We start from the raw sequence: 14545 nt of genomic DNA on the forward strand, positions 1-14545 counted from the left end.
CGGGTGCCTCTGGCCCCGGGGCATTCGGCGTTCCGCGGCGTCTCGAGGTTCCGGATGCCGCGCCCTCCGGTGACCGGCGGGGCGCGACGAAGCGGCGGGGGAGCCGCGCTAGCGTGGTCGCGTGAGCACTCCGCGCGATGACGACGCCCTCTCGTGGGGCGGTGACGACGACCCGACGCTCGACGTCGGCGAGAGGCACGTGCCCGGCCGGGGGAGCGCAGCCCGTCCCGCAGCGTCCGGAGGCTCAGCGCTTGAGGCGCTGCAGCCCGATCCGCTCGAGCCCGAGCCGCTGCAGCCCGACCCCGAGCCCGATCCGCTGCAACCGGCAGCCGCGGAGACCACGTCGGCCGCTCGGCATCCGGAAACCCTCGTCGAACCCGCACCCGACGCCGAAGAGGCGCACGCGGGGCCCTCGGCTCCCCTCGGCAACGTCGGTCTCGTGGGCATCGGTATGATCGCGATGGCCTTCATCCTGTTCGCCGTGGGCTGGTTGCTCGCCGGGTTCCGCCTCGTCGACCTCGGACTCCCTGTTCCCCAGGTCACGATCGTCGCGCTGACCATCGGCGCCGGTCTCGCCCCTCTCGTGTGGTTCGTCACGGTCCTGGTGCTGACGCGCAGCTGGCGCACGTGGCAGCGGTTCCTGCTGCTGCTGCTCGGCGTCATCCTGCTCATCCCGTGGCCGTTCCTGTCGTTGGGAGCCTTCCTGTGAGCACCGCCGCCCGCACCCGTGTCCTTCCGACGTGGCTGCTCGTCACGATCGCCGGCTTCTTCGGCCTGTTCTACGCCTACGTGGTGTGGAGCTCGGTCGCGCTGCTGATCCAGCAGGTGAACGGTCCGCTCGGACTCAACGGTCTCGGGTGGTTCGTCTACATCCTCCCGATCGTCTTCCCCCTCGCCGCCTTCGGCGTCGCGTTCGCGATCGGGCAACGACGCAAGGCCGGAGAGCTTGCCATCGTGCTGCTCGCAGGCCTGACGCTGTCGGCCGCGTTCTGGCTCGCGATCGTCGGGTACGGCACGACCTCGTACGGCCTCTACGGCGGCTGAACGCCGGGGTCCCGGCATCCGGGATCGCGTTCTTCTCGCGCGGAGGTTTTCGTCACGCGAGACCGCATCTCGCTGACATCTGCGTGTCAGGCTGACGCGGGTTCGTCAGCGAGATGCAGTCTCGCGGTGTTGGCACGCCCGGCGGATGTCGGCGCGAGGTCTGCCCGGCTCCGCGCTGATCGGGCGACTCGCGGTGAGCGCCCGACCACCGTCGTGCGGCGTCACACGGTCAGGGCGCCACACGGCTCCGCGCTAGGCTGACAGACGGCCCGCACGGGTCGCGCGCCCGGTTCGCGCCGGCGGTGTGCGACGGTGCGCGTCAGTCCCCAGCACCGTTTCGAAGGACGTATCCGTGACGAAGCCCGTCGTGCTCATCGCCGAAGAACTCTCTCCCGCCACGATCGACGCGCTCGGCCCCGACTTCGACGTGCGCAACGTCGACGGGACCGATCGCCCCGCGCTGCTGTCGGCCCTCGCCGACGCCCACGCGGTGCTCGTGCGCTCGGCCACCCAGATCGACGCCGAGGCCCTCGCCGCGGCGCCGTCGCTCAAGGTCGTCGCCCGCGCCGGTGTCGGCCTCGACAACGTCGACATCAAGGCGGCCACCTCGGCCGGCGTCATGGTCGTCAACGCTCCGACCTCGAACATCATCTCGGCCGCCGAGCTCACCGTCGGTCACGTGCTGAGCCTGGCGCGCCGCATCCCCGCCGCGCACGCCTCGCTCGCGCAGGGCCTGTGGAAGCGCAGCTCGTTCACCGGTACCGAGCTGTTCGAGAAGACGATCGGCATCATCGGCCTCGGACGCATCGGCGCCCTCATCGCCGCGCGCCTGCAGGGCTTCGACATGCGCGTGATCGCGTACGACCCCTACGTCACCGCCGCCCGCGCGCAGCAGCTCGGCGTGCAGCTGGTGTCGCTCGACGAGCTGCTCGAGCAGAGCGACTTCGTCACGATCCACATGCCGAAGACGCCCGAGACCACCGGCATGATCGGCGCCGAGCAGCTGCGCCGCATGAAGAAGACCGCCTACGTCATCAACGTCGCCCGCGGCGGTCTCATCGACGAGGATGCGCTGTTCGACGCCCTCACCACCGGTGAGATCGCCGGCGCCGGCCTCGACGTGTTCTCGACCGAGCCCCCCGCCGAGGGCGGCCCCGCCCGCAAGCTCCTCGACCTGCCGAACGTCGTCGTCACCCCGCACCTCGGCGCCAGCACCGAAGAGGCGCAGGAGAAGGCGGGCGTCTCGGTCGCGCGCAGCGTCAAGCTCGCCCTCGAGGGCGATCTCGTTCCGGATGCCGTGAACGTCGCCGGCGGTGCGATCGACCCGTTCGTGCGCCCCGGTATCGCGCTGGTCGAGATGCTCGGTCAGTTCTTCAGCGGCCTCGCCGACAGCGCCCTGACCAGCCTCGAGATCGAGGTGCGCGGCGAGCTCGCGCAGTACGACGTCAGCGTCTACCGCCTCGCAGCGCTCAAGGGATACTTCAGCCGCATCGTCAGCGAGAGCGTCTCGTACGTCAACGCCCCGCTCTTCGCCGAGCAGCGCGGCGTCGAGGCCCGCCTGGTCGTCGAGGCCGAGAGCCCCCTCTACCGCAACATCACGATCCTGCGCGGCACGCTGGCCGACGGCTCGACCCTCGAGGTCGCGGGCACGCTCGCCGGCACGCGCATGGTGCCCAAGGTCGTCTCGATCAACGGCTACGAGATCGAGGTGCCCATCGAGCAGCACCACGTCGTCATGCGGTATGCCGACCGTCCCGGCATCGTGGCGATCTACGGCCAGAAGCTGGGTGAAGCCGGCATCAACATCGCGGGTCTGCAGGTGGCGGCTCCGGATGCCACCGGCCGTGCCCTCTCGGTGCTCACGGTCGACTCGCCCGTGCCCGACGAGATCCTCGTCGCCATGCGCGAGGCCGTCGGCGCCGACCTGTTCCGCCAGATCGACATCGTCGAGGGCTGATGCCCTGAGCTGTACCGGGGGAGGGGGTCGCGAGAGCGGCCCCCTTCGTCGTTCGTTGGGCGGGTTCTGGCTCTGCGCGGCCGGAATCGGCAGGATCGCGGTTGTGGCCCGCGGCGGTCTCAGGTGGTGGCGGCGACCACGGCGTCGATGAGCTTGTCGAGGTCGGCGCCCTCGATCGTCGGGCCGGGCACGGCGTTGAGGTCGAGCACCGCGTTGAAGTAGAGCCCGTCGCTGACCAGCAGCACCATCTGCAGCGCCGTCTCGTCGCGGGTGTGCGCGCGGAGGCTCTCCTCCCACAGCTCGCGCACGCGGCGCAGGCACGCGGATGCCGCGTCGCTGCCGTTCTGCGCGAGGCGAGAGACCGCGAGGATCGTGACGTCGAGCGGCGAGCCGGTGTTCTGCGACGACCTCAGGTGCGCGGCGACCACGCCCTCGTCGGAGTTCTCGATCTCGGCGACGTCGTCGCGGGCGAGCTGCTCGAGGCGGGCGACGAGGGCCTCTTCGAGGGCGCTCTTCGAACCGAAGTGGTAGAGCAGTCCGCCCTTCGACACGCCCGCGGCGCGGGCCGTGGCGTCCATCGTCGCCGCCCGTTCGCCCTCGTCGACGAGGATGCGGGTGAACGCGTCGAGGACGGCGTCGCGGGCGAGAGGGGGACGACTCATGGTTCCTCGATCGTACTGGCGGGCATCGGTTCTCCTCTGATACTATACCGGCTAGACGGTTTAGAAACGGAACTCGGAATCATGCTCACCTCGTCGTTGCCCACCCATGAGATCACCGTGACCCGCGCCGGGTGGCGCGGATGGTTCGCGCTGGCCGTGCTCATGCTGCCCGTGCTGCTCGTCTCCGTCGACAACACGGTGCTCAGCTTCGCGCTGCCCGAGATCTCGCTGGCGCTGCAGCCCTCGAGCATCGAGCAACTGTGGATCATCGACGTCTACCCCCTCGTGCTCGCCGGTCTCCTCGTGACGATGGGTGTTCTGGGCGACCGCTTCGGGCGCCGTCGCATGCTGCTCATCGGCGCCACCGGGTTCGCCGTGGTGTCGGCGCTGTCCGCCTTCGCACCGACGGCGGCTCTGCTCATCACCGGTCGCGCCCTCATGGGCGTGTTCGGCGCGATGCTCATGCCGTCGACGCTGTCGCTGCTGCGCAGCATCTTCCGCGACCGTGACCAGCGCCGGTTCGCGATCGCGGTGTGGGCCTCGGGCTTCTCCGCCGGTGCGGCCCTCGGTCCGATCGTCGGCGGATTCCTGCTCGAGCACTTCTCGTGGGGCTCGGTCTTCCTCATGGCGGTGCCGGTGCTCGTGCCGCTGCTGATCCTCGCGCCGTTCTTCGTGCCCGAAAGCCGCGACCCCGCGCCGGGTCGCTTCGACCCGACCAGTGTGGTGCTCTCGCTCGCGACGATGGTCCCGATCGTCTACGGCATCAAGAAGCTCGCGGTCGATGGTCCGATGTCGCTGGCTCCGGTGCTGTTCGTCGTGGGCATCGTGTTCGGCTGGCTGTTCGTCCGCCGCCAGCGCGCCCTCACCTCTCCGATGCTCGACATGTCGCTGTTCCGGCGCGGCACCTTCTCGGGTGCGATCCTGGTCAACCTGTTGAGCGTGGTCGGGCTCGTGGGGTTCCTGTACTTCGTCGCCCAGCACCTGCAGTTGGTGGTCGGCCTGTCGCCGATGGTCGCCGGTCTCGCGCTGCTGCCCGGGCTCGTGCTCATGATCATCGCCGGTCTCGCCGTCGTCCCCGTTGCCAAGCGCTTCGCTCCGCGGGTCGTCGTGCCCACGGCGCTGGCGTTCTCGGTCGTCGCCTACGTGATGGTGGCGTTCTCGACCGCCGACCTCGTCCTGCTGATCGTGGCGTTCGGGCTGCTCGGCATCGGCATCGGCGCGGCCGAGACGGTGTCGAACGAGTTGATCCTCTCGAGCGCGCCGTCGGCGAAGGCCGGGGCCGCGAGCGCCGTGTCCGAGACCGCCTACGAGGTGGGCGCCGTGCTCGGAACGGCGGTGCTCGGCGGCATCCTGGCCGCGTTCTACCGGGCGCAGCTGGTGCTGCCCGCCGGCCTGCCGGATGCCGCGGCCCAGGCCGCGCGCGAGACCCTCGCGGGCGCCGTCGCCGTGTCGAACACGCTCGACGATCCGACGCTGGCCGAGGCCCTCCGCACCGCCGCCGCGCACGCCTTCGACTCCGGTGTGGTCGTCACCGCCCTCATCGGTGCCGGGCTCATCGTCGTGGCCGGCGTGATCGCTGCCACTACCCTGGGAGGATCCCGCAGCACGTCGAAGCAATGACGTGCCCGAGCTCTGAGGAGAGCGATGTCGCGTGTCGTGAAACTGGCCGTCATCCCCGGTGACGGAATCGGTCCCGAGGTCGTTGCAGAGGCCGTCAAGGTACTCGATGCGGTCACCGCCGCGTCCGACGTCACGTTCGAGAAGACGCCCTTCTCGCTCGGTGCCGGTCGCTACCTTGAGACCGGCGACACGCTCACCGACGACGACCTCTCGGCGATCGCCGGCCACGACGCGATCCTGCTGGGCGCCGTCGGCGGAGTGCCCGGCGACCCGCGCCTGAAAGACGCGAACATCGAACGCGGCCTGCTGCTCAAGCTCCGCTTCGAGCTCGACCACTACGTCAACCTGCGCCCCTCCAAGCTGTACCCCGGCGCCGCCGGGCCGTTGGCAGAGCCCGGCGACATCGACTTCGTCGTCGTGCGCGAAGGCACCGAAGGCCCGTACGTCGGCAACGGCGGTTCGATCCGCCGCGGCACCGCGCACGAGGTCGCCAACGAGACCTCGGTCAACACCGCCTACGGCGTCGAGCGCGTCGTCCGCTACGCCTTCGCCCTCGCGGAGCGCCGTCGCCACAAGCTGACGCTCGTGCACAAGACGAACGTGCTCGTCCACGCGGGCGGCATGTGGAAGCGCATCGTCGATGCCGTGGCCCAGGAGTTCCCCGGGGTCGACGTAGACTACCTGCACGTCGACGCGGCAACCATCTTCCTGGTCACGAACCCGAGCCGCTTCGACGTGATCGTCACCGACAACCTCTTCGGCGACATCCTGACCGACCTGGCCGGCGCCGTCACCGGAGGCATCGGCCTCGCCGCATCGGGCAACATCAACCCCGACGGCGCTTTCCCCTCGATGTTCGAGCCCGTGCACGGATCGGCGCCCGACATCGCGGGAACCCAGAAGGCCGACCCCGCGGCCGCGATCCTCTCCGTCGCCCTCCTGCTCGACCACCTCGGGCTGACCGACGAATCCGCCCGCGTCACCCGCGCGGTCGAAGACGACATCGCGAGCCGCGACGGGGTCCGCACCACCGCTCAGATCGGCGACGCCATCGCCGAACGCGTCCAGGCGTAACCTGGACCGATCGGCGAGCATCGCCTCCGGCACTCGAGAAGCTTTGGAAAACGAATGACCACCATCGACACCGATCCCGACACCGGACTCGACCCGCTCGAGTTCTCCGTCACTCGCAACCTCGCGGCCAAAAGCACGACCGACCGCGACGCGATCCTCGCCAACCCCGGCTTCGGGCAGAGCTTCACCGACCACATGGTCGACATCTGCTGGTCGGTGCGCGGCGGCTGGCACCGCCCGCGCGTCTCGCCCTACGGCCCCATCTCGCTCGACCCGGCGGCAGCGGTGCTGCACTACGGCCAGGAGATCTTCGAGGGCATCAAGGCCTACCGTCACGCCGACGGCTCGGTCCACACCTTCCGCCCCGACCAGAACGGCCGCCGCCTTCAGCGCTCCGCCCGTCGCCTGGCGCTCCCGGAGCTGCCGGTTCCGTACTTCCTGCAGTCGCTGCGCGAGCTCATCGCCGTCGACGGCGCGTGGGTGCCGTCGGGTGACGACCAGAGCCTGTACCTGCGCCCGTTCATGTTCGCGAAAGAGGCGTTCCTCGGCGTCCGCCCCGCGCACAAGGTCGCCTACTACCTGATCGCCAGCCCCGCCGGCGCCTACTTCAAGGGCGGCGTGCAGCCGGTGTCGATCTGGCTCAGCGAGGACTACTCCCGCGCCGGCAAGGGCGGTACGGGTGCGGCCAAGACCGGCGGCAACTACGCCGCGAGCCTGCTGCCGCAGTCCGAGGCGTACGAGAACGAGTGCGACCAGGTCGTCTTCCTCGACCAGGACCGCAACGTCGAAGAGCTCGGCGGCATGAACGTCGTGTTCGTCTACAAAGACGGCACGATCGTCACCCCGCAGTCCGACTCGATCCTCGAGGGCATCACGCGCGACTCGCTCCTGCAGCTCGCCCGCGACCGTGGCCACCACGTCGAAGGACGCAACGTCTCGCTCGACGAGTGGCGCCAGGGCGTGGCATCCGGAGACATCGTCGAGGTGTTCGCGTGCGGCACCGCCGCGGTCGTCACCCCGATCGGCGTGCTCAAGGGCCGCGACTTCATCGACGAGCAGCCCTCGGGCACCCTCGCCCTCGAACTGCGCGAAGAGCTCACGAACATCCAGTACGGCCGCGCCGAAGACAAGCACGGCTGGCTGTACCGACTCGACGCCTGACTCGCTTCGTCTCACGGAGGGGTTCCCGGATGCCGGGGGCCCCTCCGTCGTTCGTGCGGGGGCTTCGACGGGCTCAGCCACCCCTACCGCCGCGGGGCCGGGGGAAGGCGAGGTCCCCGAGCCTGTCGAAGGGGGTCCCTGAGCCTGTCGAAGGGGGTCCCCGAGCCTGTCGAAGGGGGTCCCTGAGCCTGTCGAAGGGGGTCCCTGAGCCTGTCGAAGGGCCGGACCCTCACCGGTGTCGGAGGCCGCGGATAGGCTGGCACGGTGAAGATCGCTCGTTTCAGCCACCAGGACGCCCTCCGCTACGGCATCGTCGACGACGACCACCTCGTCGTGCTCGAAGGCGACCCCATGTTCGCCGGCTTCGGCACCACGGGGGAGCGCATCCCCCTGTCCGAGGTCGCCCTGCTCGCGCCGGTCATCCCGCGCTCGAAGGTCGTCTGCATCGGCAAGAACTACCACGACCACGCCGCCGAGATGGGCGGAGAGGCTCCCGCCGAGCCGCTGATGTTCCTCAAGCCCAACACCTCGGTCATCGGTCCGAACGACCAGATCGTGCGCCCGACGAAGCTCAGCTCGCGCACCGACTACGAGGGCGAGCTGGCCGTCGTCATCGGTCGCATCGCCAAGAACGTCCCCGCCGAGCGCGCGGGTGAGTACATCTTCGGTTACACCGTCGCCAACGACGTCACCGCTCGCGACCTGCAGGCCACCGACGGCCAGTGGTCGCGTGCGAAGGGCTTCGACACGTTCTGCCCCGTCGGCCCGGTGATCGAGACCGACCTCGATCTGAAGACCGCGTCCATCACGACGCGCGTCAACGGCGAGGTGCGTCAGCAGGGTCCCGTGTCCGACATGATCCACGACATCCCGGCGCTCATCGCGTACGCCAGCGCCGTGTTCACCCTCCTCCCGGGCGATCTGATCCTCACCGGAACGCCGGCGGGCATCGGCTCGTTCGACGCCGGCGACGTCGTCGAGGTCGAGATCGACGGCATCGGGGTGCTGCGCAACACCGCGCGCGATGCCTGACACCGCCGCACCCGCGGGCATCGACCTCGCCGCCGCCCAGCGCCGCACGGTGCGGGTGCTCGCGGCGGGGCAGGTGCTCACGGGTGTCGCGTTCGGGGCGACACTGTCGCTCGGAGCGCTGCTCGCGGCCGACCTGTCGGGGCAGGAGGCGCTCTCGGGCTTCGCCACGGCATCCGTCACCCTCGGCGCGGCGCTCACCGCGATCCCGCTCGCGCGACTTGCGGGCCGTCGCGGACGCCGCCTGGCGCTGACGACGGGCAACGTCGCGGCTCTCATCGGCATCACCGTGGTGATCGCCGCGGCAGCGCTGCGCCTCTTCCCGTTGCTGCTCGTGGGCATCGCCCTCATCGGCGCGGGCAACGCGGCGACCCTGCAGTCGCGGTTCGCCGCCACCGATCTGTCCACGAGCACGCGCCGCGGGCGCGATCTGGCGACCGTGGTCTGGGCCACGACCGTGGGCGGGGTGGTCGGGCCGCTGCTGCTGGCTCCCGGCGAGCTCATCGGCGCAAGCGTCGGCATGCCGCCGCTCACCGGGGCGTACCTGTTCTCGTTCGCCGCGCAGGTCTGCGCGTTCGCGCTGTACGTGCTCGTGCTGCGCCCCGACCCGCTCCTGCTCGCCCAACGCCTCGACCGCGAGCGGACGGCATCCGCCCTCGCTCCCACCCCCGAAATCGATCGCCCGCGCACCGCGCGCTTCGCGATGCTCGCGGTGGCTGCCTCGCACGTGACGATGGCCTCGGTGATGGCGATGACTCCGGTGCACCTCTCGCACATCGTCGCCCCGGATGCCGTGACCCTCGCTGTCGGCGTCACCATCGCCCTGCACGTGTTCGGCATGTACGGTCTGTCCCCGGTCTTCGGCGTGCTCGCCGACCGGTGGGGACGCATCGCCGTGATCGTGCTGGGACAGGTGCTGCTGGCCGCCTCCCTCGCCGTCGCATCGACCTTCTCCGAGAGTCAGGCGGGCGTGCTCGTCGCTCTCGTGCTGCTCGGGCTGGGGTGGAGCGCCGCGACAGTGGCGGGTTCCGCGCTGCTGACCGAGGCGACGCCGCTCGCCCTGCGTCCTCGACGTCAGGGGCGCAGCGACACCCTCATGACCGCCTGCGCGGCGGTCGGCTCGGTGGTGGCCGGAGTCATCCTCGGCCTCGTCGGGTACGGCGGGCTCGCGCTGTGGGCGTTCGTGCCCGTCGCGCTCGTGTGCGTCGGTGCCGTGGTCGTGGGAGCCCGTCGGTCCTCACCCGCCGCGTGAGTCGCTACGAAACGCGCGGCTCAGATCGCATAGACCAGACCGTCGAAGGCCGAGAGGTCTGAGGCCCCGCGCACGCCGAGGGCGTGCAGGGCGCGGTCGACGTCGAGCTCGTCGTTGAAGACGTGGAACGCCACGCGAGCACGGCCCGCGCGCCCCGACGCCGTGATGCCGTGCGCCGTCAGCTGCGCGAGCGCCTCGCCGGTGGCATCCGGCCACGTGACGATCGCCGACGGGCGCTCGGGCTGCGCGAGCCCCAGGCCGTCACGGAAGCGCGCCGCCAGACCCGTCGTGTGCACGTACGCGGCGGTGATGTCGGCATCGGCGAACAGCGCCAGCGCGGGCGCCGCGCCCACGAACGCCTGCCACGCGGGCGAGACGTCGAAGCGGCGGGCATCGGGAGCCAGCACGTCACCCGTTCCGTAGCACGACGACCACGGGTCGTCGCCGGAGTACCAGCCGGCCTGCACGGGGCGGATCTCGCTCGCGAACGCGGGGGAGAGGGTGAGGAACGCCACTCCGCGCGGGCAGCACAACCACTTGTAGGCGTGGCAGACGGTCGCGTCGAACATGGTCGCGTCGACGGGGAGCCAGCCGGCCGCCTGCGTGAGGTCGCACAGGGTGCGCGCGCCGGCACGGGCGGCAGCGGCGGCGATGCCCGCGGCATCTGCAACCTCTCCCGTCGCCGACTGCACGAGCGAGAACGCCACGAGCCACGTGTCGGGCGAGACGGCGTCGGCCAGTCGGTCGAGGGGAGCCGTGCGCAGACGCACTCCGCGGCCCGCGTGGGCGAAGGGCGCGACGAGCGAGGCGAAGTCGCCCTCGGCGCACAGCACCTCGGCGCCGTCGGGCACCGAGGCGGCGATCAGCGAGACCAGCACCGAAGTCTGCGAGCCGATCGCGACGTCTCGCACGGGGGTGCAGACCAGGCGGGCGTACGCGGCCCGGGCGTCTTCGACGGCGAGCGAGGCACCGACGACGTCGGGGCGACCGGATGCCGCGGACTCGAGGTCTGCGCGCACGGCCGACACCGTGGCGCGCGTCGGCAGACCGAGGGTGCAGGCCGCGAGGTAGTCGCGGCCGCCGGCGAAGTGCGAGGCGAGGCTGCTCATGGATCCAGGATCCCGTCGCGCCTGACATTGCACTAGAGCAGGTGTTGCATGGGACCCATGCAGTCTGCTTATGTATCCGCATGGCCGACATCGACGACCCGCTCGACGCCCACGGACTGAGGGTCGTCAAGGCGATCGCCGACACCGGCTCGATCACGTCCGCCGCGCGCGCCCTCGGGTACAGCCAACCCGCCGTCAGCCAGCAGCTGCGCCGCCTCGAGCGCCGCGCCGGTCTGCCCATCGTCGAGCGCGTGGGCCGGGGCGTTCGTCTCACGGAGGCCGGCCAGGTGCTCGCCCGACACGCGGCGACCGTCACCACCGCTCTCGACGCCGCCGCCGGCGACCTCGCCGAGCTGCGCGGGCTGCGCGCGGGACGCGTGCGCATCGCCGCGTTCCCGTCGGCGTCGTCGATCGTCGTGCCGCGCGTGATCGCCGCGGTCACCGCACGTCGCCCGGGAGTCTCGATCAGCTTCGTCGAGGCGGAGCCGCCCGAGGCGATCGCCGCCGTGCGCGAAGACCGCGCCGACATCGCCCTCACCTACAGCTACCCCGGGGATCGACGCGAACACCTCGAGTCCGCGGCATCCGGTCTCTCGTCCCGGGTCATCGGCGACGACGACACGGTCGTGGTCGTCCCCACGGGGCACCCCGCGGCCGCTCACGACCCGATCGATCTGTCGCAGCTGGCGGGGGAGCGGTGGATCGCCGGGTGTCCCCAGTGCCGCGGGCACCTGCTCGAGGCGTGCGGTCGGGCCGGATTCACGCCCGACATCGCGTTCGAGACCGACAACTTCATCGCCGTGGAGAACCTCGTCGCACAGGGGGTGGGCATGGCGATCCTTCCGCGCATGGCCGTCGTCTCGCTGCCGATGCTCTCGGGCATCGCGGCGCCGCGCCTGCCGAGTGCGGAGGCCCGAACGCTCCACGTCGTCACTGCTCGCGGCGCTGAGCACGTGCCCGCGGTGGGGGCGGCTCTCGAGGTCGTCGGCGAGGTGCTGGCCCGCCATCTCGACTCCACGGGCATGGGTACCGCCCGCCGGTAGGATCGAGGGGATGTCTGCCACGCCCGATCCCCGCACCACGACCGCCACCGGCGCCGACGTTCGCGTTCGGTTCTGCCCCTCACCCACGGGGCTGCCGCACGTCGGTCTCATCCGCACCGTCCTGTTCAACTGGGCCTACGCCCGGCACAACGGCGGCAAGCTCGTCTTCCGCATCGAAGACACCGACGCCGCGCGCGACAGCGAGGAGAGCTACCAGCAGCTCCTCGAGGCGCTGCGGTGGATGAACATCGACTGGGACGAGGGTGTCGAGGTCGGAGGCCCGCACGCCCCCTACCGCCAGTCGCAGCGCCACGAGATCTACCGCGAGGTGCTCGACAAGCTCATCGCCGCGGGTGCCGTGTACGAGAGCTACTCGACCGCCGAAGAGATCGACGCGCGCAACGAGGCGAACGGCCGGGCGAAGCAGCTCGGCTACGACAACTTCGACCGCGACCTCACCGACGAGCAGAAGGCCGCCTTCCGCGCCGAGGGGCGCGAGCCCGCGTGGCGCGTGCGCGTGCCCGACGAAGACCTCACCTTCGTCGACCTCATCCGCGGCGAGGTCACTTTCCCGGCCGGGTCGTTCCCCGACTTCGTGATCGTTCGTGCCGGCGGCATCCCGCTGTACACCTTCGTGAACCCCGTCGACGACGCGCTCATGGGCATTACCCACGTCATCCGCGGCGAAGACCTCATGCCCTCCACCGCTCGTCAGCTCGCGCTTCACCGGGCGCTGCTCGACGCCGGGGTCACCGACTTCCTGCCGCGCTTCGGCCACATGCCGCTCGTGCTGGGCGAGACCGGCAACAAGAAGCTCTCCAAGCGCGACCCGCAGGCCGACCTCTTCTTGCAGCGCGAGAAGGGCTTCATCCACGAGGGTCTGCTCAACTACCTCTCGCTGCTCGGCTGGTCGCTCGCGAGCGACCGCGACGTGTTCTCGCTCGACGAGATGATCGCCGCCTTCGACATCGCCGATGTGAACCCCAACCCGGCGCGCTTCGACCAGAAGAAGGCCGAGGCCATCAACGGCGACCACATCCGCATGCTGATTGCCGATGACTTCGCCGCCCGCATCGTGCCCTACCTCGCGGGGGCGGGCTTCATCGCGGAGCAGCCCAGCGAGGAGCACCGCGCGATCATCGCTCAGGCGGCGCCGCTCGTGCAGGAGCGCGTGCAGCTGCTGGGCGAGGTCCCCGGCATGCTCGGGTTCCTCTTCGTGTCGGAGGTCGACTACGCCGACGACGCGATGAAGGGGCTCCCCGCCAACGCGGGTGAGGTGCTCGTGGCATCCGTCGGCGCTCTCGAGCTCGTGCCCGACGGCGAGTTCACCGCTGCAGCCGTGCAGGAGGCCCTGTCGAAAGCCCTCGTGGAGGAGCTCGGCCTGAAGCCCCGCGTCGCGTACGGTCCGCCGCGCGTCGCCCTGACCGGTCGCCGCATCTCGCCGCCGCTGTTCGAATCGATGGAACTGCTCGGCAAGACCGAGACGCTCCGCCGCCTCGGCGCCCTCGTGACGCACCTGGGCTGAGACGCTCCGACGATCCCCGCGACTCTCCGGTCGCGGGGATCGCGCGTTCCGGCGCAGGGGAGCGGAACGCGGGAATTGCGACGCGAATCGGGGATCCGCGCGCGATTCTGCGATAGTGGCGTCCGGGCGACGCGCCGCCCAGGACGCGCCCGGGACGCGCGGGGCGGGGCCCCGGTTTGGTGCATCGCTCCGCGTCACGTAAGCTTGATCCTCGGCACGAGTTACGGCTCGAAGCCATTGGGGTATGGTGTAATTGGCAACACGGCGGTTTCTGGTTCCGTTGTTCTTGGTTCGAGTCCAGGTACCCCAGCTTCACGAAAAGGCCCGGTGATCGCAGAGATCCCGGGCCTTTCGCGTATCCGCCGACGGCGCTCAGCCGTGAACCCGCTATGACGCTGCCGGTCGGTCATGGTCGTCGACGGAGACAGGGGCACAATGTCGGCATGGGACTGTTCGTACAGCGACCGGAAGAACCCGGCGAGTGGGCCGGCCTGCCCGGCGAGCCCGCCCGCCCGAAGACGCGAGCCGAGATGTTGCCCGACGACGAGCAGCCCGAGGCGTCGCCCGGCGGTCTGCTGGGCCTGGTCGACGCTCCCGTGACCTCGATCGAGATCCCGCTCGGCGGCGATCCGTCGTGATCCGTCGCACCGTCACGCACGCGAGCCTGATCCTGGTGTCCGCGGCCGTCGTGGCTCTCCTCGCGGGGTGCACGCAGGAGACTCCGGATGCCGTGACCCCGACCGCCGTGGTGCCGAGCCCCGCGGCATCCGCTGATCAGGCCCTGGCCCCTTCGGTGGTCACTCCCGGCGATCTCGACGGTACGGACGTCTCCGTCGTCATCGCGACCTCTCTCGTGCTGGCCGTGCCCGACGGCACGGAGGCGGAGTGGACGGGGACCACCGACGACGTCTCGATTGCCGAGTTCTCGGGCGGAGGCCCCTCGGAAGGAGCGGTCTTCCGTCCCGGCTTCACCGCCCGCGCCCTCGGGACCACGGCCGCGACCCTCACCGGACCCGACGGGAAGACGGAGTCGTTCCGCATCTCGGTCGTCGCGCCGTAGCGCGGGGGC

At 70.6% G+C, this 14545-nt stretch carries 14 protein-coding genes and 1 tRNA gene; 13 read left to right on the forward strand and 2 right to left on the reverse strand.

The features are described from left to right. The first annotated feature begins 121 nt into the window (after positions 1 to 121). The 3 genes from FS769_RS15040 (at position 122) to serA (ending at position 3001) form a co-directional block, all read left to right on the forward strand. Complete coding sequence (locus FS769_RS15040; protein ID WP_144834824.1) at positions 122 to 709, forward strand: hypothetical protein; 588 nt, start codon at positions 122 to 124, stop codon at positions 707 to 709. Continuing rightward, entirely contained in the window at positions 706 to 1044 is a 339-nt protein-coding gene (locus FS769_RS15045) for a bacitracin resistance protein (protein ID WP_144834826.1), read from the forward strand. Before FS769_RS15040 ends, FS769_RS15045 begins: the two co-directional genes overlap by 4 nt. Positions 1045 to 1396: 352 nt before the next feature. Continuing rightward, positions 1397 to 3001, forward strand: coding sequence for a phosphoglycerate dehydrogenase (serA, locus tag FS769_RS15050; RefSeq protein ID WP_144834828.1), 1605 nt, complete (start codon positions 1397 to 1399; stop codon positions 2999 to 3001). 119 nt (positions 3002 to 3120) lie between these two features. Here serA and FS769_RS15055 read toward each other — a convergent pair whose 3' ends face one another. Further along, positions 3121 to 3663 (reverse strand): TetR/AcrR family transcriptional regulator, encoded by a 543-nt coding sequence (locus FS769_RS15055; RefSeq protein WP_144834830.1) that lies wholly within the window; start codon positions 3661 to 3663, stop codon positions 3121 to 3123. 81 nt (positions 3664 to 3744) lie between these two features. Here FS769_RS15055 and FS769_RS15060 point away from each other — a divergent pair, with 81 nt between their 5' ends. The 5 genes from FS769_RS15060 (at position 3745) to FS769_RS15080 (ending at position 9799) form a co-directional block, all read left to right on the forward strand. Further along, a complete protein-coding gene (locus FS769_RS15060) occupies positions 3745 to 5283 on the forward strand; it encodes an MFS transporter (protein ID WP_144834833.1) in 1539 nt (512 codons plus the stop codon). A 24-nt stretch (positions 5284 to 5307) separates the two neighbouring features. After that, positions 5308 to 6357 carry a 3-isopropylmalate dehydrogenase gene (locus FS769_RS15065; protein WP_144834835.1) on the forward strand — a complete coding sequence of 350 codons (1050 nt, stop codon included), beginning with the start codon at positions 5308 to 5310 and terminating at the stop codon, positions 6355 to 6357. Between the two features lie 54 nt (positions 6358 to 6411). Then, complete coding sequence (locus tag FS769_RS15070) at positions 6412 to 7518, forward strand: branched-chain amino acid aminotransferase (RefSeq protein ID WP_144834837.1); 1107 nt, start codon at positions 6412 to 6414, stop codon at positions 7516 to 7518. Positions 7519 to 7782: 264 nt separating this feature from the next. Next, entirely contained in the window at positions 7783 to 8550 is a 768-nt protein-coding gene (locus FS769_RS15075) for a fumarylacetoacetate hydrolase family protein (RefSeq protein WP_144834839.1), read from the forward strand. Continuing rightward, complete coding sequence (locus tag FS769_RS15080) at positions 8543 to 9799, forward strand: MFS transporter (RefSeq protein WP_144834841.1); 1257 nt, start codon at positions 8543 to 8545, stop codon at positions 9797 to 9799. Before FS769_RS15075 ends, FS769_RS15080 begins: the two co-directional genes overlap by 8 nt. Positions 9800 to 9819: 20 nt before the next feature. On the opposite strand, the gene FS769_RS15085 is transcribed toward FS769_RS15080, so the two are convergent. Continuing rightward, complete coding sequence (locus FS769_RS15085) at positions 9820 to 10908, reverse strand: aminotransferase class V-fold PLP-dependent enzyme (protein WP_144834843.1); 1089 nt, start codon at positions 10906 to 10908, stop codon at positions 9820 to 9822. 80 nt (positions 10909 to 10988) lie between these two features. Between FS769_RS15085 and FS769_RS15090 the strand changes: the two genes are divergently transcribed. From FS769_RS15090 to FS769_RS15110, 5 genes are all read left to right on the forward strand, one after another. Next, the gene (locus tag FS769_RS15090) at positions 10989 to 11951 is read left to right on the forward strand and encodes a LysR family transcriptional regulator (protein ID WP_144834845.1); all 963 of its coding nucleotides are present in this window, start codon (positions 10989 to 10991) and stop codon (positions 11949 to 11951) included. A 10-nt stretch (positions 11952 to 11961) separates the two neighbouring features. Then, positions 11962 to 13476, forward strand: coding sequence for a glutamate--tRNA ligase (gene gltX / locus FS769_RS15095; RefSeq protein ID WP_144834847.1), 1515 nt, complete (start codon positions 11962 to 11964; stop codon positions 13474 to 13476). Between the two features lie 238 nt (positions 13477 to 13714). Beyond that, a tRNA-Gln gene (locus tag FS769_RS15100) sits at positions 13715 to 13786 on the forward strand. 133 nt (positions 13787 to 13919) lie between these two features. Then, complete coding sequence (locus tag FS769_RS15105; RefSeq protein WP_186325579.1) at positions 13920 to 14114, forward strand: hypothetical protein; 195 nt, start codon at positions 13920 to 13922, stop codon at positions 14112 to 14114. Continuing rightward, positions 14111 to 14536, forward strand: a complete 426-nt coding sequence (locus FS769_RS15110) for a hypothetical protein (RefSeq protein WP_144834851.1) — start codon at positions 14111 to 14113, stop codon at positions 14534 to 14536. The genes FS769_RS15105 and FS769_RS15110 overlap by 4 nt, the downstream gene beginning before the upstream one ends. The last annotated feature ends 9 nt before the right edge of the window (positions 14537 to 14545 follow it).

The organism is Microbacterium sp. BH-3-3-3 (genome assembly GCF_007679045.1).
Classification (GTDB): Bacteria; Actinomycetota; Actinomycetes; order Actinomycetales; family Microbacteriaceae; genus Microbacterium; species Microbacterium algihabitans.

Bases quoted from the DNA above. Each gene is read 5' to 3' on its own strand.
- FS769_RS15055 (WP_144834830.1), bottom strand. From the start codon at position 3,663: ATGAGTCGTCCCCCTCTCGCCCGCGACGCCGTCCTCGACGCGTTCACC.
- FS769_RS15060 (WP_144834833.1), top strand. From the start codon at position 3,745: ATGCTCACCTCGTCGTTGCCCACCCATGAGATCACCGTGACCCGCGCC.
- FS769_RS15065 (WP_144834835.1), top strand. From the start codon at position 5,308: ATGTCGCGTGTCGTGAAACTGGCCGTCATCCCCGGTGACGGAATCGGT.
- FS769_RS15070 (WP_144834837.1), top strand. From the start codon at position 6,412: ATGACCACCATCGACACCGATCCCGACACCGGACTCGACCCGCTCGAG.
- FS769_RS15080 (WP_144834841.1), top strand. From the start codon at position 8,543: ATGCCTGACACCGCCGCACCCGCGGGCATCGACCTCGCCGCCGCCCAG.
- FS769_RS15085 (WP_144834843.1), bottom strand. From the start codon at position 10,908: ATGAGCAGCCTCGCCTCGCACTTCGCCGGCGGCCGCGACTACCTCGCG.
- FS769_RS15090 (WP_144834845.1), top strand. From the start codon at position 10,989: ATGGCCGACATCGACGACCCGCTCGACGCCCACGGACTGAGGGTCGTC.
- gltX (WP_144834847.1), top strand. From the start codon at position 11,962: ATGTCTGCCACGCCCGATCCCCGCACCACGACCGCCACCGGCGCCGAC.
- FS769_RS15105 (WP_186325579.1), top strand. From the start codon at position 13,920: ATGGGACTGTTCGTACAGCGACCGGAAGAACCCGGCGAGTGGGCCGGC.